Origin of the sequence: Paenibacillus sp. LC231, assembly GCF_001860525.1 — a bacterium.
In the GTDB taxonomy this organism is placed as follows: domain Bacteria; phylum Bacillota; class Bacilli; order Paenibacillales; family Paenibacillaceae; genus Paenibacillus_AQ.
Genome location: NZ_JFOM01000006.1, coordinates 183,705 through 209,697, shown reverse-complemented (window position 1 = coordinate 209,697; position 25,993 = coordinate 183,705). Strand labels below are relative to the sequence as shown.

The 25,993-nt window shown below is 47.9% G+C and carries 23 protein-coding genes and 1 riboswitch; of the genes, 18 read left to right on the top strand and 5 right to left on the bottom strand.

Annotated elements, in window-relative coordinates; all coding sequences use genetic code 11:
- The first annotated feature begins 3 nt into the window (after positions 1-3).
- The 6 genes from AK95_RS03830 to bshB2 all read left to right on the top strand — a co-directional run bounded on the left by AK95_RS03830 (position 4) and on the right by bshB2 (position 4,791).
- Positions 4-951: an AraC family transcriptional regulator gene (locus AK95_RS03830; RefSeq protein WP_071218627.1), complete on the top strand. Its 948-nt coding sequence runs from the start codon at positions 4-6 to the stop codon at positions 949-951.
- A 14-nt stretch (positions 952-965) separates the two neighbouring features.
- Positions 966-2,054 (top strand): Gfo/Idh/MocA family protein, encoded by a 1,089-nt coding sequence (locus tag AK95_RS03825; protein WP_071218625.1) that lies wholly within the window; start codon positions 966-968, stop codon positions 2,052-2,054.
- 189 nt (positions 2,055-2,243) lie between these two features.
- The gene (locus tag AK95_RS03820) at positions 2,244-3,038 is read left to right on the top strand and encodes a helix-turn-helix transcriptional regulator (protein ID WP_071218623.1); all 795 of its coding nucleotides are present in this window, start codon (positions 2,244-2,246) and stop codon (positions 3,036-3,038) included.
- Between the two features lie 134 nt (positions 3,039-3,172).
- The gene (locus AK95_RS03815; RefSeq protein WP_071218622.1) at positions 3,173-3,664 is read left to right on the top strand and encodes a 2-thiouracil desulfurase family protein; all 492 of its coding nucleotides are present in this window, start codon (positions 3,173-3,175) and stop codon (positions 3,662-3,664) included.
- A gap of 103 nt (positions 3,665-3,767) precedes the next feature.
- Positions 3,768-4,112 carry a YojF family protein gene (locus AK95_RS03810; RefSeq protein WP_071218620.1) on the top strand — a complete coding sequence of 115 codons (345 nt, stop codon included), beginning with the start codon at positions 3,768-3,770 and terminating at the stop codon, positions 4,110-4,112.
- A 22-nt stretch (positions 4,113-4,134) separates the two neighbouring features.
- Positions 4,135-4,791 carry a bacillithiol biosynthesis deacetylase BshB2 gene (bshB2, locus tag AK95_RS03805; RefSeq protein ID WP_071218618.1) on the top strand — a complete coding sequence of 219 codons (657 nt, stop codon included), beginning with the start codon at positions 4,135-4,137 and terminating at the stop codon, positions 4,789-4,791.
- Between the two features lie 159 nt (positions 4,792-4,950).
- On the opposite strand, the gene cdaS is transcribed toward bshB2, so the two are convergent.
- Positions 4,951-5,568 carry a sporulation-specific diadenylate cyclase CdaS gene (gene cdaS, locus AK95_RS03800; RefSeq protein WP_071218617.1) on the bottom strand — a complete coding sequence of 206 codons (618 nt, stop codon included), beginning with the start codon at positions 5,566-5,568 and terminating at the stop codon, positions 4,951-4,953.
- 250 nt (positions 5,569-5,818) lie between these two features.
- On the opposite strand from cdaS, the gene AK95_RS03795 reads away from it, so the two are divergent.
- The 3 genes from AK95_RS03795 (at position 5,819) to AK95_RS03785 (ending at position 9,733) form a co-directional block, all read left to right on the top strand.
- On the top strand, positions 5,819-7,657 hold the full coding sequence (locus AK95_RS03795; RefSeq protein ID WP_071218615.1) for an assimilatory sulfite reductase (NADPH) flavoprotein subunit: 1,839 nt from the start codon (positions 5,819-5,821) through the stop codon (positions 7,655-7,657).
- Between the two features lie 36 nt (positions 7,658-7,693).
- Positions 7,694-9,418 (top strand): assimilatory sulfite reductase (NADPH) hemoprotein subunit, encoded by a 1,725-nt coding sequence (gene cysI / locus AK95_RS03790; RefSeq protein ID WP_071218614.1) that lies wholly within the window; start codon positions 7,694-7,696, stop codon positions 9,416-9,418.
- 78 nt (positions 9,419-9,496) lie between these two features.
- Positions 9,497-9,733, top strand: coding sequence for a sigma factor (locus AK95_RS03785; RefSeq protein ID WP_083397515.1), 237 nt, complete (start codon positions 9,497-9,499; stop codon positions 9,731-9,733).
- Between the two features lie 91 nt (positions 9,734-9,824).
- On the opposite strand, the gene AK95_RS03780 is transcribed toward AK95_RS03785, so the two are convergent.
- Both AK95_RS03780 and AK95_RS03775 read right to left on the bottom strand, forming a co-directional pair.
- Positions 9,825-11,030 carry an MFS transporter gene (locus AK95_RS03780; protein ID WP_201259347.1) on the bottom strand — a complete coding sequence of 402 codons (1,206 nt, stop codon included), beginning with the start codon at positions 11,028-11,030 and terminating at the stop codon, positions 9,825-9,827.
- Between the two features lie 239 nt (positions 11,031-11,269).
- The gene (locus AK95_RS03775; protein WP_071218609.1) at positions 11,270-12,142 is read right to left on the bottom strand and encodes a LysR family transcriptional regulator; all 873 of its coding nucleotides are present in this window, start codon (positions 12,140-12,142) and stop codon (positions 11,270-11,272) included.
- Positions 12,143-12,320: 178 nt separating this feature from the next.
- On the opposite strand from AK95_RS03775, the gene AK95_RS03770 reads away from it, so the two are divergent.
- From AK95_RS03770 to AK95_RS03760, 3 genes are all read left to right on the top strand, one after another.
- Entirely contained in the window at positions 12,321-13,694 is a 1,374-nt protein-coding gene (locus AK95_RS03770) for an MFS transporter (RefSeq protein ID WP_071218607.1), read from the top strand.
- Positions 13,691-14,614: an NADP-dependent oxidoreductase gene (locus tag AK95_RS03765; protein WP_071218606.1), complete on the top strand. Its 924-nt coding sequence runs from the start codon at positions 13,691-13,693 to the stop codon at positions 14,612-14,614. Before AK95_RS03770 ends, AK95_RS03765 begins: the two co-directional genes overlap by 4 nt.
- A 137-nt stretch (positions 14,615-14,751) precedes the next feature.
- Positions 14,752-15,471 carry a YebC/PmpR family DNA-binding transcriptional regulator gene (locus AK95_RS03760; protein WP_071218688.1) on the top strand — a complete coding sequence of 240 codons (720 nt, stop codon included), beginning with the start codon at positions 14,752-14,754 and terminating at the stop codon, positions 15,469-15,471.
- A gap of 113 nt (positions 15,472-15,584) precedes the next feature.
- On the opposite strand, the gene AK95_RS03755 is transcribed toward AK95_RS03760, so the two are convergent.
- Positions 15,585-16,793, bottom strand: coding sequence for a peptidase (locus AK95_RS03755; RefSeq protein ID WP_071218604.1), 1,209 nt, complete (start codon positions 16,791-16,793; stop codon positions 15,585-15,587).
- A gap of 330 nt (positions 16,794-17,123) precedes the next feature.
- On the opposite strand from AK95_RS03755, the gene AK95_RS03750 reads away from it, so the two are divergent.
- The 5 genes from AK95_RS03750 (at position 17,124) to AK95_RS03730 (ending at position 22,856) form a co-directional block, all read left to right on the top strand.
- A complete protein-coding gene (locus AK95_RS03750) occupies positions 17,124-18,038 on the top strand; it encodes a LysR family transcriptional regulator (protein WP_071218602.1) in 915 nt (304 codons plus the stop codon).
- Between the two features lie 129 nt (positions 18,039-18,167).
- Positions 18,168-18,632, top strand: coding sequence for a DinB family protein (locus tag AK95_RS03745; protein ID WP_071218600.1), 465 nt, complete (start codon positions 18,168-18,170; stop codon positions 18,630-18,632).
- Between the two features lie 251 nt (positions 18,633-18,883).
- A complete protein-coding gene (locus tag AK95_RS03740) occupies positions 18,884-19,405 on the top strand; it encodes a GNAT family N-acetyltransferase (RefSeq protein WP_071218598.1) in 522 nt (173 codons plus the stop codon).
- 102 nt (positions 19,406-19,507) lie between these two features.
- Complete coding sequence (locus tag AK95_RS03735) at positions 19,508-22,054, top strand: diguanylate cyclase domain-containing protein (RefSeq protein ID WP_071218596.1); 2,547 nt, start codon at positions 19,508-19,510, stop codon at positions 22,052-22,054.
- A gap of 169 nt (positions 22,055-22,223) precedes the next feature.
- Positions 22,224-22,856 (top strand): YdcF family protein, encoded by a 633-nt coding sequence (locus AK95_RS03730; protein ID WP_071218594.1) that lies wholly within the window; start codon positions 22,224-22,226, stop codon positions 22,854-22,856.
- Positions 22,857-22,866: 10 nt separating this feature from the next.
- On the opposite strand, the gene AK95_RS03725 is transcribed toward AK95_RS03730, so the two are convergent.
- Positions 22,867-24,309, bottom strand: coding sequence for a PAS domain-containing sensor histidine kinase (locus tag AK95_RS03725; protein WP_071218593.1), 1,443 nt, complete (start codon positions 24,307-24,309; stop codon positions 22,867-22,869).
- 253 nt (positions 24,310-24,562) lie between these two features.
- Positions 24,563-24,643: riboswitch (ZMP/ZTP riboswitch) on the top strand.
- A gap of 83 nt (positions 24,644-24,726) precedes the next feature.
- Here AK95_RS03725 and purT point away from each other — a divergent pair.
- Complete coding sequence (gene purT, locus AK95_RS03720; RefSeq protein ID WP_071218687.1) at positions 24,727-25,887, top strand: phosphoribosylglycinamide formyltransferase 2; 1,161 nt, start codon at positions 24,727-24,729, stop codon at positions 25,885-25,887.
- Positions 25,888-25,993 lie beyond the last annotated feature (106 nt).

The following is a 25,993-nucleotide window of genomic DNA, read 5'->3' as shown; positions in this document are numbered from 1 at the left end:
AGGATGAATAACCATTTTCCATACGAATTGATGAAAGATCGGCAGGATGCCTTGGAGCGACTTGACCTGAGAGTCTATTGGGGACGTTATGAGATCCGGGTTCTTCGGTTTCATCTCACCACCTTTCCGCCAGGAAAGATTGTCTCCTTCCACAAGCATGCGGAGTATGAATTTCATTTCATACCCCGCGGCAAGGGGACTGTTATTATGGAAGAAGAGCCTTATGCGCTGCGGGAAGGCATGTTTTATCTAACAGGTCCGAATGTGCTTCATTATCAGGAGGCGGATGCAGCGGAGCCGATGGACGAATTATGTCTGCACGTGGACATTATTCCGCGCGATGAGGTATCCGATCTTGAGAGTCCGGCACTGCCTCCTTCGGATCCATGGGAAATGGCGGAAGCCGATGACTGTATGGAGAAGCTGAGAGATTTACCGCTGAAGCCAACGATGGATATCCATCGTGCGATGCCTTATTTCCTTGAAGCTTATCAGGCTTCTCAAGAGAAGTATTCGGGTCTGTATACAACGATTAAGCAGTGCATTATTCAAATATTGCTGCGAGCTGTACGCGCATATGAATCCGAGCCATCGGAAGCGGAACTGCCTTCACGGGATATGAAGGCTTACCGCTATCAATTGGCACTGGAGTATATTCATGCGAACTCTTCGGGAGAGGTTGTATTGGATGACGTCGCGGAGAAACTGCATATCAGTTCAAGACAGCTGCAGCGAATATTCAAGGAGCAAGCGGAAGGGCAGTCCTTCAGCGAAATACTGGAGCATGTCCGCCTTGAAGCCGTATGCAGGAAGCTGATCGATACCAATTGGTCGATTGATAAAATCGCAATTCACGAAGGCTTCTCAAGCGGAAGTTATTTGCATACTGTGTTTCGAAAGAGATATGGATATACGCCATCAACATATCGGGCAATGAATGTGAAATTGTAGGGGGAGTATCAGCCATGAGCAAAACCATTCGAATTGGAATTATTGGAAGCGGCGGCATTGCGGGGGAGCATGCAAAATATTATAAACAAATCGACGATGTGCAGATTGTCGCTGTAGCTGATATTTTACCCGGCAGAGCCGATCAATTTATTGAGCGCTGGGGACTTCAGGGAGCGATCGGATTTGATGATCACCGCAGATTGTTGGATCTCGACCTGGATGGCGTGAGCATCTGTACGCCAAACGTTGCGCATTATAGCACCACGGTTGATGCGCTGTCAGCGGGCAAACACGTAATGCTCGAGAAACCGATGTCGGTCACGTTGGATGAAGCCATCGAGATGGTTCAGATTTCGAAGAAAACCGGAAATATGCTCAACGTCGGCTTCCAGCCGCGTTATGATCCGAATATGGGCATCATTAAGAATCTGATTCAAAAGGGCGAGCTTGGAAAAGTGTATTATGTGGAAACCGGAGGCGGCCGCCGCCGTGGAATGCCGGGTGGAACGTTTGTCCGGCAGGAGATTTCAGGGGCAGGCGCCATGGCGGACATTGGCTGTTATTCCTTGGACATGGCCCTGAACGCGCTTGGATATCCCAAGCCGTTAACGGTATCCGCGTATACATCGAATTATTTTGGAACAAACCCCAAATACCACTCCGAATCCAGTGCGTTTAATGTTGAGGATTTCGGCGTAGCGATGATTCGATTCGAAGGAGACCTTGTGCTTAACTTCAAAACGTCATGGGCTATGCATATGGATACCCTGGGGGCGACGATGTTCCTGGGCACGGATGCGGGCATGAAGATTACACCGGCAGGTTCAGGCCCTTGGAGCGGTGTGTGGGACGGGAAGGTAGGATCAATCTCCATGTTCCATGATATCCAAGGTCATCATACCGAAAGCGCCATACCGCTGGTCCATCATGAGCTTAACGTATTTCAGGAGAAAATCAAGGATTTCGTAAGCGCTGTGCGCGAAGGCAAGCCGGCGCCGATCCCGGGAGAGCAGGTGCTTCGGAATCAAGCGATTCTGGACGGCATTTTGCGTTCTTCCCAGAGCAAAAAAGAGGTTGAGATTCATATTCCGGACCTGGATTGATGGTCAGAAAGCCGCGCTTGCAGCGCGGCTTTTTTTATGTGAATGATTATACTTGCAAGGTGATATTTTTAACATATAAAGCTTCCATTTTTTAGATGGATATGATAGTATGAATGCGAACAATTGTTCTTCGAACGTTTTGGATTGGACCCATACATAATATCCGGAATGAAGGATGGTGCAGACCTGATGACTGATCGATATGCTGAAATCGATGAGGTAATCGCGTATATTCACAACAATATTTATGAGCCCCTTCCGTTATCGGCACTGGCGGATTACATAGGATACAGCCCATATCATTTTTCACGTATATTTAAGGATCGAATCGGACTGCCCCCATTATATTACGTGTCCTCGCTTCGTTTGGAGAAGGCGAAGGATTTGCTCTTACATACACATCTGAGTATCCGGGATATCGCCATGGAGATCGGTCAGCAGAGTCTGGGTACATTTACGACACGCTTCACGGAAAGAGTAGGCGTGACCCCTTCCCAGTTTCGGAACTCGAAGGAGGAGGCGGACGAGCATCTATTATCTCTACAGAAACTGAACAGCTGGCGTGAATCCATACCGGTCGAGAATCCCAATCTGACAGTTGAAGGCACGGTAGAGGCAACGGCTCCATTTCAGGGCGTCATCTTGATCGGGCTGTTTGCCAAGCCGATTCCCGAAGGGCTTCCGTTATACGGAACCTTGTTACCTTCCGTCGGCTCGTTTCGGTTCGGCGATGTCAGTCCCGGAACGTATTATCTGATGGCTACTTCGGTCCCATGGGGCATGCAGGCGGTCGATTTTTTGCTTCCGAAGTCTACCACACTGCGTACCCGTTCGAAGGAACCTATTATCGTTACCCCAAACGCTAAGACTCCGCATCTTCATGTAACTCTGCATGTTCCCCGGCTGGATGATCCGCCGATATTGATTTCTTTGCCATTATTAATGAATCACTTCCTCAAAAGGGTTGCTCCCATGTTACGTTAGATAAGGGATATGATCGGTGCCCTATGCATTTCGTTGACATTTGAGTTCCGATTCCTGATACTAAAATGAGAGAAAACGGCTTAGGCAGTAGTAAGCAGTATGTAGGTAAGAACGAGAGATTTGAGGTGGCCTTTGTGATTGTTGTAAGCTCATGTTTAGCCGGTTTGAAGGTTCGTTATAACGCTACGGACAGCCTGGATACGAATATTCAGCAGCTGGTTGAAGCGAAGAAAGCCGTGGCCGTATGTCCAGAACTGCTTGGCGGATTCTCAACTCCACGGGAGCCGGCGGAGATCGTTGGAGGAAACGGAGATGATGTACTGGCAGGGCATGCTAGAGTGGTTGAGCTATCCGGAAAAGACGTGACCGAGATGTATATAAAAGGTGCATACCAAGCGCTTCGAATGGCGCAAGAGCTCGGAGCTTTGCTGATCGTATTGAAAGAGAGCAGTCCTTCCTGCGGAAGCGCCATGATTTATAATGGAGAATTTGCCAATGAGAAAACAGCCGGTTATGGCGTGACAACGGCTCTGCTGCGCAAGGAAGGCTATACGGTTATTTCGGAGCATGAGCTTAATGCATATGCAGCACAACCGGAATACGCCACGCTTTTTACTGCGAGATAAAATCATGCGTCTTGGTTTATGTATTTTCGTCCTGCTCTAAAATTATGATAGAATGATCCTATCGACTGCTTACATGTTGTGATTCTTTATATTGGAGGGAACTATGGAACTCATAAATCAAACCGAAGTACAACAAATGATTGATAAATTGAAGGACCAGGATTTATATATTCATCTTGAGATGACGACAGGCGCTTATGCTGCCCATTATGACAGCACGAAGCATCCCGCGGCTAACTTTATTACGAATGCAATCATTCGTTACAGCCATGGTTCGATATCCGGCAATGGGCCCTATCGGGTTGGATTGAAAATGAGTCAGGGCTGGGTATATACTGAAGGACTCACCCATTTCGAACAGACGGATACCGATCGGCTGATTATGGCAGGTCATGACAGTCAGGGCAAACTGGTTGTCGCTTTGCAGTTGAGCCGGGAGCCTTTTTAATAGAGAGAGGAGACGAGGATTGATGGAGCAAAACATACTGGTCGTATTGCCGCACCCGGATGATGAAGCATTTGGTTTGTCCGGTACGCTGGCTAAATATATTATGGAAGGCGCTCATGTTACCTATGCCTGCTTAACGCTTGGGGAGATGGGCCGTAATATGGGCATTCCACCGTTTGCGAACCGTATCACGCTTCCAACCATTCGCAAAGCAGAGCTGGAGGAATCCTGCAATGCAATAGGCATACAGGATTTGAGATTGCTTGGTTTCCATGATAAAACGATTGAATTCGAGGATCAAAATAAGCTGGATAGCGTGATTGCCGCTCTGCTTCAGGAGATAAAGCCATCGCTGGTGTTCACGTTCTACCCTGGATATAGCGTCCACCCTGACCATGACGCAACGGGCGCGGCCGTAATTCGCACGATTCAGCGGATGCCGGCCGGAGATAGACCTGTCGTTCAATGTCTGGCATTCTCCAACAATTGTGAGCAAGAATTGGGTAAACCGGATGTTTATCAAGATGTATCCATGTTCATGGTACAGAAGCTGAACTCCATTCAAGCCCATCGCTCTCAATTCCAGGCAGCGGAGCTGCTGGGCAAGAAACAGATGAAGGCCAAGGAAGTGGAGCAGCGCTTTGGTACGGAACGTTTCTGGACCTATACATTTGCATAAAATCCCGTCATGGGATGATCCATAAAAAGAGCCGCAGAATCAGCATCTGCGGCTCTTTTGCATGGTTTGGAATCGAGTGCTTTGTTTGAAGATGACAGCCTTCAGGGAAGATTTCACTTCATTTGCTATCTAGGAGGCTCTATGATCAAGCATAAAATATTAGGGGCTGCTGATGGATAAAGGATAGAGGGTGCCCTCCATGCAGAAGGAGGTCTTGCCCGTCTCCTCCGATACAACGAGCACCAGGGCATCGCTGATCTCGGACAAGCCAATGGCTGCACGGTGACGCGTGCCAAGCTTACGATCCCCATACGTTTTGGCTGTTAAAGGCAACACGTTCGCGGCGGAAATAATCATCTCTTTACGTACAAGCACCGCTCCATCGTGCAGCGGGCTATCTGGAACGAATATGGATTCAAGCAGGGGGCTTGTGATTTCTGCAGACAAGGGAATCCCTGGCGTCATTAACGAATCAAGCCCATCTTCCCGTTGAATCACAATGAGCGCACCCCGTTTTTTTTGACTGAGATGATATATGGATTTCGCGATTTCTTGATATTTGCTGGTGAAGGGGAAGAGAAAACAATTGAGATAATACGTAGAAGAAATCGATTCAGCTTCTAAAAATTTTGTTCTGACAAGATCCAGCTCACCCAGCAGACATGAACTGTCCTGGTCCAAATTGACGATGATATGCTGTAGTTGTCTTGTAATATCTGTGAGCTGTTCCTTCAATTTGTTTTTCAGCGGCGTAAAATTGCAATCATGATTTAACATCCGAAATCTTCCTCCTTATCACTTGGTATCATTGCCATTCGGAGATATCGATATTCTCTATCGTAAACAGGGTTGGGTTTCGCTTGTAGTAAAGCCCGGAAAATCGATTTATTAGTAAAACTGATAAATGCTATAAGAACATTGTAATTGACCGGTTCAGGTAAGCTGTGATAGGTTCAGAGGAGTAATAAAATTAATTGTATCGTAATAGTAGGAATTAATAATGTGCGCTTTTGAGAGGTGGATATTGTTGGAACTTCAAGTAATGAACAGTCCTTTTAATCAGGAGCAGGTGGAACTGCTGAACCGCCTACTGCCTACACTGACAGAATCCCAGCGGACCTGGCTCAGCGGATTCATCGCTGCATTACAGGGAACGGAAGCCGCAGCAGCAGTTGCGGCAGCACCACAAGCGAACACGTTAGCTGCTGTATCGGCACCGGTGGCGACGGCTACTAAAGAAGTCACAGTCCTGTACGGATCACAGACAGGCAATGGTCATGGATTATCGAAAAAGTTATCCAAGAAGCTGGAAGAGGTTGGCCTGCAAGTCACGATGTCTTCTATGAGCGATTTTAAACCCAATAACCTGAAGAAGTTGCAGAATCTCCTGATAATCGTCAGTACGCATGGAGAGGGAGAGCCGCCGGATAATGCTATACCATTCTATGAATTTCTGCACAGCAAGCGGGCACCTCAGGTAGACCATCTTCAATATTCCGTACTGGCGCTGGGGGATACCTCGTATGAATTTTTCTGCCAAACGGGTAAAGATTTCGACAAACGGCTCGAGGAATTGGGCGGTAAGCGGCTGGCGCCAAGAGTCGATTGCGATGTAGACTTTGATGAGTCGGCTGCTGAATGGATGAATCAGGTTCTTCTATCGTTGAATGAGGCTGGAGCGGGATCATCCGTTGTCGAAAATGGGAGTGCGGTAGCCCTGAGCGATAGTACGGAATCGGAATTTTCGAGAAGCAATCCATTTCAAGCGGAAATCCTCGAGAACCTGAATTTGAACGGAAGAGGATCCGACCGTGAAACTCGTCACATCGAAATTTCTCTTGAAGGATCGAATCTGCAGTATGAGCCGGGCGACAGCTTAGGAGTCTATCCGGAAAACCATCCGCAGCTGGTGGATGACCTCATCGCTGCAATGGGATGGAATGCGGATGAAGTGGTCGTTATTAATAAACAAGGTGAAGCGCGAGCTCTTCGGGATGCTTTGCTCCGTCACTACGAAATTACCGTTCTCACGAAACCACTGATCGAGCAAGTGGTTAAAATGTCAGGGAATGAAGGACTTCGGACATTGCTGGAGCCAGGTCATGAGCAAGAATTGCGCACTTATATCGAGGAACGGGATTTGCTTGATCTGGTACAGGATTATGGCCTGCAGCAAGTGGCGGCAAGCGATTTTGTATCCATACTGCGCAAAATTCCTGCTCGATTGTACTCGATTGCCAGCAGCTCCAAAGCCTTCCCTGATGAAGTTCATGTTACCGTTCGAACGGTGCGTTATGAAGCACATGGCCGCCGCCGCTACGGCGTATGCTCCGTGCAATTGGCGGAACGTCTGAAAGCGGGCGATACGCTGCCTGTATACATTCAGCATAATCCGAACTTTAAGCTGCCCGAGAATCCGGCCACCCCGATCATTATGATCGGACCCGGTACAGGCGTGGCACCTTTCAGAGCCTTTCTGGGAGAACGGGAAGAGACGGGGGCAGAAGGAAAATCATGGTTGTTCTACGGAGACCAGCATTTCTCGACGGATTTCCTCTATCAGATTGAATGGCAGCGTTGGTTGAAGGATGGAGTATTGACGCGCATGGATGTTGCTTTCTCACGGGATACGGACAAAAAAGTATACGTACAGCACCGCATGCTGGAGAAGAGCAAGGATCTATATCAGTGGCTCCAAGAAGGAGCTTGCGTCTATGTCTGCGGCGATGAGAAGAAGATGGCTCATGATGTGCATTCTGCGTTGGGGTCTATTCTCGAACAAGAAGGCCGGATGAGTCCGGAAGAAGCTGCGGAATATTTGACGCTCATGCAGCAACAGAAACGTTATCAGCGGGATGTGTATTAAGATCACCCCTGTGGTTGCGAGAGGAGAAAAAGGAACATGTCTGATAATAATCTAGTATCACCCCATAGTGCGCCGCATAGTGATGTTGAGGACATCAAGCGTCGAAGCAACTATCTGCGTGGCAGTCTTGTAGAGACCTTAGAGGATCGCATAACGGGGTCGATTCCGGAAGACGATAACCGGCTGATGAAATTTCACGGCAGTTATATGCAGGATGACCGGGATTTGCGTAACGAACGGCATAAGCAAAAGCTGGAACCCGCATACCAGTTCATGCTGCGTGTTCGCGCCGCTGGCGGCGTCGTGACACCGGAGCAATGGCTGATGATGGACCGTGTAGCCCAAAAGTATGCCAACGGGACGATTCGCTTGACTACACGCCAATCCTTTCAGCTTCATGGCGTATTGAAGTGGAATATGAAGAGCACCATTCAAGAAGTGAATGATGCCATGCTTAGCACATTGGCTGCTTGCGGCGACGTCAACCGTAACGTGATGTGCAATCCGAACCCCTATCAATCCGAAATTCATTCGGAGGTATACGAATGGGCACGAATGCTTAGCAGTCATCTCGATCCGCGCTCGCGTGCGTATCATGAGATTTGGCTGGACGGCGAGAAGATCGTAGACAGCCTGCAAGAGGGAGAGGAGCAGGAGCCGATCTATGGCCCGGTGTACCTGCCGCGGAAATTTAAGATCGGGATGGCCGTGCCGCCATCCAATGATGTTGATGTATTTTCCCAAGACCTTGGCTTCATTGCGATCATTGAGGATGGACAATTAATGGGCTTTAACGTATCGGTAGGCGGTGGCATGGGGATGACGCACGGTGATTCGTTAACCTATCCTCAAGTGGCGAAAGTCATTGGTTTCTGCAAACCCGAGCAAATCGTTGACTTGGCGGAGAAGACGGTGATGATTCAACGGGATTACGGAGACCGCGCGGTGCGCAAGCATGCTCGTTTCAAATATACGATTGATGATCGCGGTATCGACTGGTTTGTCAACGAACTGACCAGCCGTCTGGGCTGGAAGCTGGAGGAGGCAAAACCGTTCCATTTTGATCATAACGGAGACCGCTACGGCTGGGTTAAAGGCAGCAATGGCAAATGGCATTTTACACTGTTCATCCAAAACGGACGTGTGAAAGACGAATCCGATTACCTGCTGATGACAGGGCTGCGCGAAATCGCTCAAATCCATAATGGAGATTTCCGTCTGACGGCCAATCAGAATCTGATCATTGCCAATGTCAGCAGCCATAAGAAGAAAAAGATTGAAGACCTCATCAAGCATTACGGACTTACGGACGGTAATCATTATTCTGCCCTGAGACGAAATTCCATGGCATGCGTAGCTTTACCGACATGTGGATTGGCTATGGCCGAATCCGAGCGATATCTGCCGACGTTATTGGATAAAATCGATGTGATCCTGGAAGAGAACGGACTTCGCGAAGAGGATATCGTCATTCGAATGACTGGGTGCCCGAATGGGTGCGCCAGACCGATGCTGGCTGAAATCGCATTTATCGGAAAGGCGCCTGGCAAATATAACATGTACCTGGGTGGTGGTTTCTCCGGACACCGGCTGAACAAGCTGTATAAGGAGAACATCGGAGAGGCCGAGATTTTGGACTCCCTTCGTCCCCTCATGAAGCAATATGCACAAGAACGCGAGCAAGGCGAGCATTTCGGTGACTTTGTTATTCGCGCCGGCTATGTGAAGGAAGTATTGGACGGACAACAATTTCACGCATAATGATACTCAATTATCAACAAGCCGGAGTTCTTCTAGAGAAGAGCTTCGGTTTGTTGGTTTATAGCACTTTAGGAGATCATGATGGGCTCTCAAGCAGAGATGAAAAAGGTGGTACTGACGAAAACGGATGATGAGACCGATTTTTACCAGGCCATTATGGAACATAAGGAAACACTGATCCATATAGCTTACAGTTACTTGCGGAACCGATATGATGCGCTGGAAGCGGTTCAGGAGATGACGTGCAGAGCATGGGTCAAGCGTTCAACGCTAAAAGAAGGGAAGGCATTCAAAGCCTGGATCATCCGAGCCTGAAACAATAAGACGACATGACCGCCAGTTGCTACACGGTCTCTAGCTGAGTACGAGCCGCCTCTTGTAATGTGAGGCGGCTCTTTTTTGTTGTTCATTGCTCCAATACGCCGGCCGTGCTCTTTTTCTTTTTAAACAATGGGAGCAGCAGCGCCGAACCGGTCAGGAACAAGAGTGTGCTAGCCGCATAAACGGTGAACAGGGACAGCTGGTCTTTGAGCAATCCCCCGATCGACATGCCCAGCACCATCATTCCCATATAAATCGGGGTTAGGGCGCCGCCGACCCGACCAATATATGGCCCTTCCGTATTGTTTAGGATCATGGTGTTGATTCCAATGTGGATGGTGGGATAAAAGAATCCGTTAATCACTAGAAGCAGCATCGTAAAGATGACGCTGGTTGACCAGCCAATGCCAAGGGTCCCGACGGCACTAACGCTCAGACCGAGAGCTAGTAAGGTTTGAGGGGGGATTTTCTTGGCAAATGCCATGACGAAGCTTCCTCCGACGAGCATCGCCGCTCCATTGACCGTTAACAGCCATTGCAAGAATGACTTATCCCGACCGAGGTTCTCAATCGTCACAAATATCGCGAGCGGCTGAATAAGTCCCGCTGCCAAGCCAGCTGCGGCGAAGGTCGCGGCAAGGGTTCGGAGCGTATGATTATTCCATACATAGCGAAGGCCTTCGATAAGCTCTTGTTTCAGGTTCTGCTGCTTGGATTGTGTCTCTTCCTGCATATCACGGGGCAGCAAAGTCAGAATTAATCCAGAGCCCAGGAATAACGCTCCTGTTGCGACCAGCGATACTTCAATGCCGAACGTTTGATATACAAATGCACCGGCGATCGGGCCGATCACCGTAAAGAAGGCAACCATCGATTGAAACATGGCCATCACGGATTGCAGCTGTTCAGCGGGGACATGCTGTTTAAACAGCTTCATCGCTGAAGGCTGAGAGAATTGGGACAGGACGGCTGAGAAGAACGTAAGTACCAGTAATGCCTGCCACGATCCGTTATGAACGGCAATCAGCACGAGAAATATCGATATCGCAGACAAACCATCAGAACTGACCATGGTACGCTTAGGTCGCCAGCGGTCTGCAAAAGTACCGCCGATGAAGGCAAACAAGAAAATCGGCGCAAATTCGGCTACGGATATGAGGGATACATACATAGGATTATTGTCCGTCAAGTCGGTAACGTATAGAAGAATGGCAAAATTACGAACCCAAATGCCAAGATTCAAGAGAACGCGTGACAAGACAATCGTTCGAACATAGGGGTTGTTAAGCAAAATAAAGAGTCTCCTTTCGAGATCTGTACTTTACAGATCGGATAGCGTAAAAACAAACAAACGCATGTGCATTTTGTTGTTTATTACATAGACATAATAATATTCTGTCTATAAATAATCAATCATTTTTTTGTTTCATCTACATTCTCTCGCAATAAAAAACACTTCCCGCATTTGTTCATGAGCAGGAAGTGCTTTCAATAGACGAAATTGTATAAGGTTTGGAATCTGGCTGTTTATTACGATTTATTCGAGAAGTACTGAATGACGTCGTCACGGAACTGACGAGCCGCTAAGGATAAATAGTGCTTCTCATGCCAGATAAGCCGATAGTGCCGTTTGCATTCGGGCTTCGCAATGGGCAGAAGCTTAAGCTTGGCGTCTTGGACATGAGAACATCCGAAGAGGGCAACACCAAGACCGGCACGAACCAGACTTGCAATAGCCGGAGGTTCGTCAACCCGGCATACATATCTGGGCGTAATTCCAGCCTCCTGAAAGAATTTATCGTTCATTTGCTGGAATATAAAATCTTCCTTGTAGCCGATAAAGGCTTCGTCCTTCAATTCATCCAAGTTAATGGACGTACGGTCAGCGAGCCTGTGCCCTTGGGGTACAGCCAAATACACATCCTCGCGAAGCACGGTCACTTGAGATAACAGGGGTTGCTCCATCGCCATCGAAGTAAAGCATAAATCGACCTGCCCCATTTCCATCATCTTCATCATGTCATCCGTTCCGACCTGGGATATTTGAAAATTCACGTCAGGGTGCTCCGCCAGAAACTGACTCAGCGGTTCGGATAACGGATCCAGGGTTGAGGTTGCCAGATGAATACTGCCATGCTGAAGTCCGGCAAGTTCATTGATTTCTTTCTGGCCCTCCTCCAGCAAATGAAGTGCACGTTCAACTTTATCCAAATAGAGCTTCCCAAATGTATTCAATCGGATTCTCCCGCCATGACGATCAAACAATGGAACTCCGACATCCGCTTCCAACCTGGATATGGTTTTGCTTAACGCAGGCTGTGCAATATGAAGCTCTTGAGCTGCTTTCGTCATGTGTTCCGTTCGGGCTACGGTTTGAAAATAACGCAGCTGCAGAAGTTCCATCCTTCGTCCCCCTATATACTCCAGTATATGATCTATATAGCATTTTATATATTTCTGTTTATTTCGAACCCATTATAAAATAAACAACGAAAGGAAAACAATCCCTTATGAGATTTGTACATCGGTACACACACGTCATAGGGTCTCCCTTTTAAAATCCGGAAAGAAGGGACATTTTATGGAGATTGGGAGAAGGAAATCATCAAGCGAAGCATTAATCAGCATCCTGGCATTTACTCTTGCCATATCGGTTATGAATGCAACAATGTTTAATATCGTGCTCCCAGAAATTAGGCGAGAGTTTGGGCTGAGCATGGCCGAAGTCAGCTGGGTAACGACATCGTATTTGCTTGTATTCGCTATGGGAAGTGTTATCTACGGAAAGCTTGCCGATCGTTACAAGCTGAAAATCTTGATTTCCATCGGATTTACCACCTTTATTATCGGCTCGGTTATCGGGATGCTGTCTCAGGTTTACGGAATGCTCATTTTCGGAAGGATGCTGCAGGCTGCAGGATCTTCCGTCATACCGGCGATATCCGGCATCATCCCCGTGCGCTATTTTCCTCCGAAACATAGGGGAAGAGCATTAGGGATATCGATGACAGGCGGCGCTATCGGTAGTGCAGCTGGTCCAGCCTTAGCGGCAATGCTTGTAAGCATTGTCCATTGGCGCGTGTTGTTTTGCATGCCGGTACTCATTCTGTTGACTTTGCCTTTCTACTACAAATACTTACATGATGAAAGAGTTGGCACGGCCCAAATGGATTGGCTCGGTTGCAGTCTGCTAGCCGGAGCTGTAGCTAGTCTGCTGCTCTCCATTACGAATCCAACAGCATTGACCCTGATCAGTTTTGTCCTGCTATTGACTTGTTTCATTTGGAGAATCCGGAAAGCGGCTGCTCCTTTTATAAACCCGGGGCTATTCCAAAACGTTCGCTACACGCTTGGCTTGGTGATTGCTTTTGCAGCAACAGGCATAGGATATTCTCTTGTGTTCCTGACGCCGACGCTGTTGACACAAGTTCACCAATTGAGGCTGGGCTTGACGGGATACGTTATGGTGCCAGCAGCAATTGCTACCGCATTACTCAGCAAACCCGGAGGCAGGATGGCGGACCGTAAAGGTACTTCATATCTGTTCCACATAGCCGTAAGTTTATTTCTGCTCTGTTTCCTTTTATTATCTTCATTTACGGGGGCTTCGCCGGTATGGATTGCATTGTTCCTGATCCTGGGCGGTGTCGGGCAAGCATTTATGTCGATTGCACTATCCAAATCCATATCATTGACACTGCCGCATGAACAAAGTGGAGTGGGAATGGGCATATTGTCGATGTTGAATTTCGTGGCGGGAGCGATATTTGCCAGCCTTTACGGAACCATGGTGGATCTGGAAGCCGCACAGGCGTGGAACCCGTTGATCCACGATCTGAGTGCGTATGTCTTTAGCAATATATACTTCATGCTGATGATCATGATTGCAGTTGTAGCGGCGCTTTTTAGTTCATTTTTTAATAAGCATTACGAAAAGAGGAGATGTTGCAAATGAAAGCTATGGCCATTACTTCATTCGGTCCACCTGAGGTTTTAAAATTAACGGAAATAAAGCAGCCGCAGGCAGGACCGGGTACTGTTCGGGTTCGCGTGAAGACAGCCGGTGTGCTGCCTTTTGATTGCGGGCTGCGTGAAGGAACGATAGGATATGCTCGCCAACAGCGTTTCCCGATGATTCCCGGCAATGAGTTCGCCGGCGTGATCGATCAGGTCGGAGAAGGCGTCAACCAATTTGCAGTGGGCATGGAGGTGCTTGGATTCTCACTGCTCCATAGTTACGCTGAATATATCGTGGTGGATGCGGATCAGATTGTAATCAAACCCGAACGCATGCCTTGGGAAGTAGCCGGGGGGTTCTCCGGTAATGGACAGGGGGCACATATGGCACTGAAGTCTGTTGTGATTGAGGAAGGGGACACCGTACTCATCCATGCCGCGGCAGGCGGGTTTGGTACCTTTGCATGCCAGTTGGCAAAGGCCTGGGGCGCAGCAGCTGTCATTGGAACCGCAAGTGAAAGCAATCATGAATATTTGCGGTCCATCGGCGTTATACCGGTTGCATATGGCGCTGGGCTTGTGGAAAGGGTCCGCAGAATCACGCCGCAAGGAATCGATGCTGCAGTTGATGCAGCCGGCCCCGAGGCATTAAGGGCTTCTGCCCAGCTTGTGAACAATAAGGAGCGTATCCGCACGATGGTGTCGGACGAAGCTGCTGTAGAGCTGGGTATACCCGTGTTAAGCGGCACGAGAACGGCAGCTAGACTGCAAGAGTTGGTGGATTTGTATATGGAGGGTTTCATTCGGATTCATATTCGAGAGGTGTTTCCGCTGCACGAGGCGCAGGAAGCGCATCGCCTTGTTGAAACGGGTCATGGTAGGGGAAAGGTGATCTTACTTGTCGGTGAACAGCACTGATTGATGGTTACGGGTATTTGTCTATTTTCCGGATATACGCTCTTAACCTTGTTCAAGGGACTTAATAGATATATAATGGACGAGGGTATTTATTGAATACCGGCTACAGATTCAATAATGAAAGTGAGCGGAAATATATGGGCCGTAAATGGAATAATATTAAAGAGAAAAAAGCATCCAAGGATGCAAATACAAGTCGCGTATATGCGAAATTTGGTGTCGAAATTTATGTGGCAGCCAAGAAGGGTGAACCGGATCCCGAGTCCAACCGTGCGCTGAAGGTTGTTCTTGAGCGTGCCAAAACATACAATGTGCCGAAAGCCATTATTGACCGTGCCTTGGATAAGGCCAAGGGCAGCGGGGATGAGAATTATGAAGAGCTTCGCTATGAAGGCTTTGGTCCGAACGGTTCGATGATCATTGTTGACGCTTTAACCAACAACGTCAATCGTACGGCGCCTGCTGTACGTTCTGCCTTTAATAAGAACGGCGGCAATATGGGCGTCAGCGGATCAGTGTCTTATATGTTTGATCCAACCGCAGTCATCGGCGTCGAGGGTAAGTCGGCTGAGGAAGTCATGGATCTGCTGCTCGAAGCCGACCTGGATGTCCGTGACATCCTGGAGGAGGAAGAAGCCGTGATCGTATATGCTGAACCCGACCAGTTCCATGCGGTTCAGGAAGCATTCAAAGCCGCTGGTATTACGGAATTCACCGTTGCCGAGCTTACGATGCTGGCTCAGAATTTTGTCACCTTACCGGAAGATGGCGTTGCCCAGTTCGAGAAGCTTATCGATGCATTGGAAGACCTCGAGGATGTTCAGCAGGTATATCACAACGTGGAATTTGAGGAATAGTTCGTAACGATAAATATCTTACTACATTAAAACACCATCGTATTCAGGAATCCTGAGTATGATGGTGTTTTTTGTGGTTTATTTTAGCTGCGGTAAGCAGTCAGAACAACAGCTTAGTTGTCGGCTTGAACCATTATCACTTCAGCGGATGTGATTGCTGGAATGGACATGGTCATGATAGGGGAGTGGAAGACCACGATATTCATGCCGGGTTCCAGCTTCTCGTTGGGATTCAATCCAATCACTTGAGTATCCTTGGAGATGTTGATGATGATGTCGTTGTCGGTGGATTGATCTGAGCCTACATTGATATACAGTTGATCCTTTGACGTGCGTTCGGATGTAGTTATTGTGCCTTCGACTTTGGGCGCTGAGGTGTCGGAGACCACGATCTTATCTGCATGCGGCAGTGCAGGGTAAATCACGGACACGTATTCAGCTTCGATTCGCAGACCCGATTTTAAGGCTTCAGCCGTTAACGATTTGCCCCCGGCATCTACAATCTTTGTGTCGCCATCAACAGCGAGCACGACGTATTCGAGGTCACCTGCTTTAGCTGGTTTACCGGAAACGCTTATTCTTCCATCCTTCATTTCTGTAAGGATGCCGTCAATGCCGGCTGCTTGCTCCTGATCGTTATTCTCGGCATTCGTGTTGACCCGTATATAATTCGTTGAGGATTGAGGCGGCATGCTTAACGCCACGTAAGGTCCATAGAAAGCGCGAATACTCATGCCGGCTTCCAGGTCGCTTACTTTCAGTGCGCTGCCGTTTTGATCGATGATTTTTGCTCTTGGATCCAGATGAAGCAGCATGGTCTCTTCGCTGTCGTTGTACAGATTGGTTCCTTCCACCAGAATGCCTTGTTTGGTTACCTCCGAGATGGTTCCATCAATACCGGCGAGGTCGTCATCCTGTACAATGATCGTAAGAGCCGAGCCTTGAGCGGGCAGGCTCTTTGTTATATTTGGGTTATAGAAAGCTTTTATCGCTTTGTTTTTATTCACGATCGTTTGGAGCTGGACTTGGTTGCCTTTGGCATCCATGATTTTAGTATCTTTGGAAATCGAGAGCTTGATTTCTTGTTGATCGGTTGCTGCCAAGCCGCGGCCGGTTACGGTAATCCATGTGCCTGATTTGTCATTGACGAACTCCGTTATGTAACCCATCGTTCCAGGAACGCTTTTCTTCACCTGATTCGCGATGTTGCCTTGTCCCTTATGGGCTGTAGCAGGAGGGACGGCCTGTGCATTCGCTGCTATTGGCAGTGCCGCCATTGCGAGAACCGTAGCGGTTGCTAGTACTTTGTAGATTTTTTTCATGGTAGGTATCCTCCAAATGTAGATTATCCTAGGACGCTAGGATTCAGCTAAGTCATATCATGAATTGGTAAAATGTACTTGCTGCACCACTATAGACGGGAGAAATGATAAAAGGTTGCAGGACCATGAAAAATCATGAAAACGGATCATCATGCTGATTACGAACTCGGATCACCAAGAAGTCAGAGCTCCTTATATTCAGAGCACTTCCCTCAATGTGTCATATATTCGATTCAGCAGTTTACAAATGCACTTCATTTAGGATATAAACGATCTAAATGATCGCAACAGATTGACCAGGTGAATAGATCAAGAATCGAGGGATGACCTATGAATCTTCATGCACTACGCATTTTTAATGATGTCTCCAAAACGGGAAGCATTACGAGATCGGCGGGCAATCTGCTGTTAAGTCAACCAGCCGTTACGGCCCAAATCCGCAATTTGGAGCGGGAGCTCGGCATGAAATTGATTGAGGCTAACGGACGCAATATTCAATTGACTGAAGCAGGCATTGCCTTGGCCAGGCATTCCCAGCGATTATTTGCGATGGAAGCCGAGATGGAAGAGATGATGGAGGCCATCAAATCCGGTCAGCAAGGAAGTTTGCGAATATGCGCTACGGAGCTGCCCGAGAGCGCTTTGCTGCCCGGATGGCTGGTTGGGTATAAGCAGGAGCATCCAAGGATGGATGTGCAGCTGCTGAAAGGAAATTCCCGAACCGCGCTGCAGCGGTTACAGGACGATTCGGTGCATATCTCCATCGTATGCGGCAGCTGGCCCATTGAAGCGGAAGAGATCGAGTCCTTTACAATTCTGGAAGATGAATTAATTTTTGCTGTGCCTGCCCTTCATCGACTAGCCGATAAAGAAGTGACATTCCTTGAGCTTATGGAGGAACCCTTTGTGCTGAGGGAAGAAGGAAGTTACACGCGAAAACAGTTATGGTCGTTGATGGAGTCATCGAATGCACGCGAACCTCGCTGTTCCATAACGATAGAGGGGTTGAAGGAATCCATTGAAGCAGTAAAAGCGGGATACGGGGCTGCATTAGTTCCTGCCCTTTCTATCAAGAAAGAACTGGCTTCGGGCGAACTTGGCAAGGTTAAAGTGTCAGGCGTAACTTTCCCGCACCCTATTCGGGTATGCACCAAGAGACAAGAAGCGAGACCTGCGCAAGTCCATTCGTTTATTTCCTATATTCAAGCGGATATCCGCGGAAAAAACCAGTATATCCATGGATGATAAAGGCCTGCCCTTGATTCATTCATTTTTTTTATGAAACGGAGTGAAAACAATATTATTTCTTTATCCGCATATGGAGTACACTCGGTTAAAGCGGACGCTGGATAAAAATGAGAAGGAGTGGGCTGCATGAAAGCATACCTGTTTGAACATTTGGAATTTGTGCGTGCACAAACGTTGAATCTTGTAAGGGATCTCCCGGATGATATAGCGGAGTTGATTCCGAGTGGGATGAATAACCACGTGAAATGGAATATGGGACATGTTTTATTCATAACGGAAAGGTTTGCGTTCGGCGTGAATGGAGAACCCATGCCCCTTCCCGTTGAATATACCGAGCTGTTCCGATCGGGTTCTAAGCCAAAGGAGATTAGCGAAGCGTGGCCATCCATGCACGAGCTTGTCGAACTGCTTGAGGGTCAGGTCCACCGAATCGAACGCAGGTACAACGGGCATTTGCACGATACGGTTTTATCTCCCTATACAACCTCCAAAGGTTTAAAGTTAACCCGGGTCGAAGAATTCTTAAGCTTTTGCTTGTATCATGAAGGCATGCATTTTGATAAAATGAAATCGATTCTCAGCCAAGTCTAAGTTGTAATGAAACACAAAGAAACAATTCGAGCTGAGAGCGATAAGCGGAAAAATAACCAGAAATTTGACATATTATGAAGGAATGCCACTCTTTTGATCGAATCTTTAATAAGAGTAATATGAAAAATGAAAGAGGGTGACCCGGCGTAATTAAGAAAGATCTGTATATACGGCGAATCGCATTTGCCTCTGTATTGAAGTGTGCGGCATGAAGAGGACACTTGAATACAACATGAAGAGGAGTCGGGCAAATGGATATCGTAACGGAAAGATTAATAATTCGCGAGTTTGAACCAGAAGATTGGCAGGATGTTCTGCAATATACATCCGATCCGGTGGTGATGCATTACATGCCTGAGCCTGTGCATACGGAAGAAACAGTAAAACAATTTCTTGCTCAGAACAAGGGCGATAAAGCTCATCATTATGCCGTCTGCCTACAAAAGGAACAACGGGTGATTGGACACGTGGTGTTTCATCCATGGTTCGGCGAACATACCTATGAAATCGGCTGGGTGTTTAATTCAACCTATCACCGTAGGGGGTATGCCACGGAAGCTGCCAGAGCTTTGCTTCAGCACGGTTTCGAGGTAATGGGGTTGCATCGGATCATTGCGACATGCCAGCCTGAGAATACACCTTCGTATCGGGTGATGGAGAAGCTGGGCATGAGGAGAGAAGGCTATTTTCAACAGTGTATTCCTCGTGGCGATATTTGGTGGGATGAGTATTACTATGCTATGCTGGAGACTGAATGGCGTACAATCTCATAGTTCTATTGTTATAATATGCTGTGCCCAATGTATCTCTTATAACAATGAGATGCATTGGGCTTATTTGTTATTAAATCTGTGAATAAGGGAAGTTGATAAGCAATGACGGAACAGGATCCACTAAATCGAGAGCTGCTGACGGAGGGCGATTATGTAACGGATGGACCGATCGACCTGACGAATTGCGAGAAAGAACCTATTCACATTCCAGGATATATTCAGCCCCATGGCGTACTGCTTGCCATTAACCCTATCGATGACTATAGGATCGCCCAATGCAGCCGAAATACCGATCAGTTCTTAGGCATTAGCGCAGAAGCACTTCTGGGACAGCGTTTGGAAGCGCTTATTGGGAAGGCCCAATTTGAGTTGATGATTCATCGGGATCTTCAGGCGATCGCCACGCCCGATTTACAGTATATCAATTTAACGATTCCGGTTGGGGATGATCCGGTTGCGTTTTTCGGAATTGTCCACGCAAGCGAAGGGTTGATACTGCTTGAATTGGAGCTGGTATCGGAAGATACCGTACCCTTTACAGATGATTTTGAAAGGATACAGACATTCTTCAGTCGCATGAAACGAACCGAGAATCGTGTGGAGGCGAGTCAAGTGGCTTGCGAGCTTGTGAAGGATATTCTTGGATATGACCGCGTGATGCTCTATGAGTTTGATGATCACTGGAACGGAAAAGTGGTTGCCGAAGCTAAAGAGCAGGAGCTGGAGCCTTTTTTGGGACATCATTATCCGGCATCGGATATTCCTAGGCAAGCCCGTGAACTGTATCTAAGAAATTGGCTGCGGACAATTGTTGATGTGAGTTATACGCCGGTTGAGATTATTCCTACGGTACAACCCTTGACTGGCAAGCCATTGAATCTCAGTTTATCTGCGCTGCGGAGTGTATCTCCGCTTCATATCGAGTATCTTCATAATATGGGGGTTGGCGCGACAACCACGATTTCCCTTATCCATGACAACCAATTGTGGGGTTTGATTACTTGTCATCACTATAGTAGAAAATACGTATCCCACCGGACCCGCAACCTGTGCAACTTTCTGGGCTCCTTTTTCTCCAACGAGCTGTATCAACGACAGCAGCTCGACGATTATCAAACCGAGTTGAGGCTCAGAATTTTATCCGCCCGCTTTACCGAAATTTTCATCGGCCAAACCGATGTATTCCATGTTATCGGACAGCTTGACAACGAGGAGCAGACCTTGCTCGATTTAATGAGCGCGACCGGGGCTGTCGTTTATTATCAAGATAATTTGATGCTGTACGGTACGACGCCAACCTCGAAGCAAGTCATGGAACTTGCCGGCTGGTTATCTGCCCGGGCCGAAGATTATACGTACCACAGTTCTAAACTCAGTGCCGAATATGAACCCGCTAAAGCTTATAGGGATATCGCATCAGGTGTATTGTATCTCGCTTTGTCACCAGGCCAACAAAATTATGTCATGTGGTTCAGGCCCGAGGTTGTTCAAATTGTGGATTGGGCCGGCGATCCGGCCAAAGCCGTTATCCAAGAGGAGGATAAAGTCCGTTTATCTCCGCGTAAATCATTCGAAAAATGGAGACAGGTGGTTGAGGGGACCTCATATTCTTGGAAGTCACAGGAGTTAAGCGTTCTCCCGCAATTGAAATCGATTGTCCGCAAGCAGACGGATGATCAATTAAGGCAAGCAAAAGAACAGGCCATACAGAATGCGAGAATTTTCAGAGAGAACGAAGAACGGTATCTGCAGCTTATGGGCCTGTCGCCAGTCGCTTTCTTGTCACTGACAACGGCAGGTACCATTATGTATTGCAATCCGCAGGCCGAATCGCTGTTCGGCGCAAAGAAACCCGAAGAGCTGCTGCAGCTTGAGATATACAAGTTGGCTAGAGAAGATTCGCGAGATGATCTGAGAGAGCAGATCAAACGGATGGAGCAGAATCAAGCCCAGTTAGTATCCGGCAGCGGCAGGTTTGTTACGCTGGAGGGCAACGGGATCGAGCTTGAATTTATGCTGGCTGCTATTCATCAAGGGCGTAGATCCTCCATTATGGTGATTCTGAGAGAAGGCACGGCGGAAGACGGCCCGGATCGGGTATACTCCGACGTGCTGGATCAGCTTCAAAATTATGTGACAACAGACCCGCTGACCGAACTGCCCAATCCGCTGACTTTTGAAAAAGAACTGTCGATGGACTGGGAGGAATGTGTTCAGAATAAGCTGCCTTTAGCCTTAATGATGGTCGATATTGACGACTTCCGCGTATATAATACTCTTCATGGTTTATATGGCGGTGATTTATGTTTGCAATGGATAGCCGATGCCCTGAAAATTATTGGCGAACACTATGGAGCGTCTATATCACGCTACGGTGGCGGCACCTTTATCCTGAAGCTGAAAAACGAAAGTCCCGAACGTACCTATGAATTGGCCGAGAAGATACGCCTGGGCGTGCTTGCACTCAGCATTCCCAAGGATCGCTCGGCAGAGGATGGGTTTATGACCGTTAGCGTGGGGGCGGCATGCCTTACACCAGCATCCATGTTAAAGTTCACGGATTTGATCGCGGAGACGGAAAAAGCAATGCATATGGCCAAGAGCAAAGGGAAGAACAGAGTCACGCTGTATGGATATGATGCGGATTAAACGGTGGATTCGAGTTTGTGTTACCCTCGGTAGTACTAGAATGAAAAAACGATAGTTGACAGCAAAGAAAGCCTGACGCTCTCAATAAGGGAGCAGCAGGTTTTTTTTGCTGAAAATGATAGAATGTACACTAAGGGTAGATTTAAGATTGGGCATTTGGGGGTGCAGCATGACACAAAATATGCAGGCAAGGGAAGCTCGGGGCAGAAGAAAGCGAACCGTGATTTATGTGTTGGGGGGATTCATTGGAATCCTGTTAATATATACGCTATATGTGGGCATCACCATTTGGAATTATGCGCAAAGAACAGCCGATATCCCGTCTGATGCAGCCATCGTGCTGGGGGCTGCTGTATGGGAAGGGAAGCCATCCCCTGTTTTTCAGGGACGCATTGATCATGCGCTATGGCTGTATGACCGGCAGTACGTAGACAAGCTGATATTTACAGGCGGACGCAGTTCGGAGGATGAACTTGCCGAATCGGAAGTTGCCAGGCAGTATGCCATCGAGCACGGTGTTCCAGAGAGTGACATCCTTGTCGAGTCGGCTTCGACGATCACGGAGCAGAATCTGCACTTTGCCAATAAGGTAGGAGATTCAGCAGGGCTGTCCTCTTACCTCATTGTAAGTGACCCGCTGCATATGAAGCGGGCGATGATGATGGCTGACGACATGGGATTGAAAGCCAATCCTTCACCCACAGCCCGGAGTGCGTATCAGAGCCTGAGAAGCAAAGTTCCTTTTTTAATCAGAGAAGTCTTTTATTACATCGGTTATCAACTGGCTTCACCATTCCGATAATATGTATGCGTTATAAGGCCGGTAAATGGATCGTAAAGGTTGTCCCATAATCGGGTATGCTCTCTACGTTCATCGTACCGCCATGATTATGAATAATGTTCTTGGTAATCATCAGTCCCAGTCCCGTCCCGGTGTCTTTGGTCGTAACAAAGGGCTGTCCCAGGGTTTGGATTTGCTCCTGCGTCATGCCAATCCCTTCGTCCTGCACGATGATTTGAACCTCTTGAGCGTTGTGCAAAATGTCCAGGGTAATGGTACCGCCTTGATTCATCGCTTCCATGGCATTTTTCAGCAGATTGATGAACACTTGCTTGAGCTGGTTTACTTCACCCTGGACGAAGACCGGTGCCATCGGATAATGAGGGATGATCTCGATATTTTTGAGGGCTGCTTGAACCTTCATAAGCGTAATGATCTGTTCCATAATGGCAAACACGTCGATGGGTCCGCTGACATGGACACTCTGCGGTTTCGAGAGCACCAGGAGTTCATTGACAATGAGCTCGATGCGTTTGAGCTCCGATTCAATGATTTCAAAATAGAGCTCGTTGCTGCGTTCCGCAGATCGCAGCAATTTTACGAATCCGTTAATCGAAGTTAAAGGATTCCGAATTTCATGGGCAATGCCGGCGGCCAACTGGCCGGCGGTGGTCAGCTTCTCGGATTGCATCACGCGATCTTCTTCCAACTGCTGCTCTGTGATGTCTTTGAAGATCCCGACCGCCGCTTTCTCACCTTCATAATTAATGATTAACGTGAACCCGGTGACCATTTTCTCTTGTCCGTCCAAACAGCGTATCAAATAATCGACGCTGCCGATCTCTCCGCTCTCCGTATATTTTGCCCTGCGTTTCATTAATGCGTTATGGTACGATGCGTCGACTACCACGTCGGTTGAAATCCCGAGGACGTCGCGGGGATGCGCAGCATTAACAAGTCTGAGCGCGGCAGGATTAACATAGTGGACAATGCCTTTTTTTGTTATGAGTACGGATAAGGGAAGTCCTTCCAACAGCTGCAGAAACGAATTTTCCTTCTCGTTTAGCTTCTGTTCCTTCAGCTCCAGCTGTCTCATAAGTTGTCTCAGCAAGGTTCGATCTTCAAACTGTACCAAGCAGCCACGGAAACTCTGCGCCAGCTCCTCCTTAACGCTGATACGTAAACTGAGGTATACTTCACGATCGGATGGATGGCGGTAAACATATTCAAACTGGGTTATGGATTGCTGTTGATCTTGAGTGGCTCTTGTGTTCCAAACCACTTGATTCAATAAGGCGCGGATGCTGCAATCTTCTTGTGACGCCCCGGCAGTTAACTCCTGCTGTGAATATCCCAATAGATCACTTAGTGCCGAATTGACCTTAAGAATCGAACCATCAAGCGATATCAATGCCATTCCGATTACGGCTTGTTCAAAGGCAAAATCATGATTGGGGTTGGAATAGGGCAGCACAGCAAGTCTCCTTTCAAATATCTGACAGGAATGAATTTATCCATATTATATGTTGGACCCTATCATTCATCAATCCTTTAAAGCGATAGATCTTTAACGAAATTTCTCGTTTTGGCGATAAATCCATCCCAAGAAGTGGCTTTCGCAATCGCTGAAGGATGCCATCGACATGCTGAAGTCTAAATCCTAATGTCGCCTTACGGTGATATTGCAATTAACGGGAAGATTAAGTATGATTTAAATAACAATGTATAGGTTTATGTGTAACTGGCGTAGCATGGGGGACCATGAGGGAGCACATAGATGACGACGGCCGTACGCCTGGGCAGAGGTAAGGGAAGCTTATTTCCCTTACCTCTTTATTATTTTCTGCTTTTTTATAAGTCTCTGAAACTACGAAAAGGGGATCAAACAACGATGTTAATAACGAAGAAAATACTGCTGCTAGGTTCGGGAGAACTCGGAAAAGAAGTCGTGATTGAGGCCCAGAGACTGGGTGTTGAAACCGTAGCGGTCGATCGTTATGCTGACGCTCCTGCCATGCATGTTGCCGATCACAGCCATGTCCTCGATATGCTGGATGGGGAGAAATTACGCGCAATCATCGAGCTGGAGAAGCCGGACCTGATCGTACCCGAAATCGAGGCGCTCGCTACTTCGGAGCTGGTTAGACTGGAGGAAGAGGGGTACCGGGTTATTCCTACTGCCAGAGCTGCGAAGCTTACGATGGATCGTGAAGGGATTCGCCGGTTGGCTTCCGAGGAGTTGGGACTGCCTACTGCAGGCTATCGATTTGCCGATACTTATGAGGAATTTAAACAGGCTGTCCTGGATATGGGCTTTCCGTGCGTGATTAAACCGCTGATGAGTTCCTCAGGCAAAGGCCAGAGTGTATGCCGCTGCGAAGGGGATATCGAGTCCTGCTGGAACATCGCGATGGAAGGCGGCCGCGTGCAGAACGGCAGAGTGATCATTGAGGAATTCATTACGTTCCAGTCAGAGATCACGCTTTTGACCGTTCGCTCCGTCAATGGAACAAACTTCTGTGCGCCAATCGGTCATATTCAGGAGAGCGGGGACTATATCGAATCCTGGCAGCCGCACAACATGTCCGATGAGCAAATGGAGGAAGCTAAATATATTGCAAGGACGATTACCGACGAGCTTGGCGGATATGGATTGTTTGGTGTTGAATTGTTCCTTGCTGCGGATAAAGTGTATTTTAGCGAGGTGTCTCCGCGACCGCATGATACCGGCTTGGTTACGCTGGTGACGCAAAATTTATCTGAATTCGCGCTTCACGTCCGTGCCATTCTTGGTTTTCCAATCCCGGAGATCGAATTAATAACGCCGGGAGCCAGTCGTCCGCTGAAAGCTGTGCGAGAGCTGGAGAACTACACAATTACCGGTGCCGAGCAAGCACTGGCTGTTCCGAATACGCAGCTGCGCATTTTTGGGAAACCGGTGACCAAGGTTGGAAGACGGGTCGCAGTTGCGTTGTCAACCGCCGGCACAGTAGAGGAAGCGCGTTCGCGTGCGAAGCAGGCTTTGGATGAGCTTGCTATTGAGGAAGCCTAATCATTACCGATTCTTAGGGTGGTGCATCCATAATCTTCTGAAAAAAAGGTCAACCGATTAACTGGTTGATCTTTTTCATTGAAATGATTTCGCGGATCAAAATCCG

Bases quoted from the DNA above. Each gene is read 5' to 3' on its own strand.
- AK95_RS03755 (WP_071218604.1), bottom strand. From the start codon at position 16,793: ATGAAAAAAATCTACAAAGTACTAGCAACCGCTACGGTTCTCGCAATG.
- AK95_RS03820 (WP_071218623.1), top strand. From the start codon at position 2,244: ATGACTGATCGATATGCTGAAATCGATGAGGTAATCGCGTATATTCAC.
- AK95_RS03740 (WP_071218598.1), top strand. From the start codon at position 18,884: ATGGATATCGTAACGGAAAGATTAATAATTCGCGAGTTTGAACCAGAA.
- bshB2 (WP_071218618.1), top strand. From the start codon at position 4,135: ATGGAGCAAAACATACTGGTCGTATTGCCGCACCCGGATGATGAAGCA.
- AK95_RS03745 (WP_071218600.1), top strand. From the start codon at position 18,168: ATGAAAGCATACCTGTTTGAACATTTGGAATTTGTGCGTGCACAAACG.
- purT (WP_071218687.1), top strand. From the start codon at position 24,727: ATGTTAATAACGAAGAAAATACTGCTGCTAGGTTCGGGAGAACTCGGA.
- AK95_RS03770 (WP_071218607.1), top strand. From the start codon at position 12,321: ATGGAGATTGGGAGAAGGAAATCATCAAGCGAAGCATTAATCAGCATC.
- AK95_RS03810 (WP_071218620.1), top strand. From the start codon at position 3,768: ATGGAACTCATAAATCAAACCGAAGTACAACAAATGATTGATAAATTG.
- AK95_RS03750 (WP_071218602.1), top strand. From the start codon at position 17,124: ATGAATCTTCATGCACTACGCATTTTTAATGATGTCTCCAAAACGGGA.
- AK95_RS03760 (WP_071218688.1), top strand. From the start codon at position 14,752: ATGGGCCGTAAATGGAATAATATTAAAGAGAAAAAAGCATCCAAGGAT.
- AK95_RS03735 (WP_071218596.1), top strand. From the start codon at position 19,508: ATGACGGAACAGGATCCACTAAATCGAGAGCTGCTGACGGAGGGCGAT.
- AK95_RS03830 (WP_071218627.1), top strand. From the start codon at position 4: ATGAATAACCATTTTCCATACGAATTGATGAAAGATCGGCAGGATGCC.
- AK95_RS03785 (WP_083397515.1), top strand. From the start codon at position 9,497: ATGATGGGCTCTCAAGCAGAGATGAAAAAGGTGGTACTGACGAAAACG.
- cdaS (WP_071218617.1), bottom strand. From the start codon at position 5,568: ATGTTAAATCATGATTGCAATTTTACGCCGCTGAAAAACAAATTGAAG.
- AK95_RS03825 (WP_071218625.1), top strand. From the start codon at position 966: ATGAGCAAAACCATTCGAATTGGAATTATTGGAAGCGGCGGCATTGCG.
- AK95_RS03775 (WP_071218609.1), bottom strand. From the start codon at position 12,142: ATGGAACTTCTGCAGCTGCGTTATTTTCAAACCGTAGCCCGAACGGAA.
- cysI (WP_071218614.1), top strand. From the start codon at position 7,694: ATGTCTGATAATAATCTAGTATCACCCCATAGTGCGCCGCATAGTGAT.
- AK95_RS03765 (WP_071218606.1), top strand. From the start codon at position 13,691: ATGAAAGCTATGGCCATTACTTCATTCGGTCCACCTGAGGTTTTAAAA.
- AK95_RS03730 (WP_071218594.1), top strand. From the start codon at position 22,224: ATGACACAAAATATGCAGGCAAGGGAAGCTCGGGGCAGAAGAAAGCGA.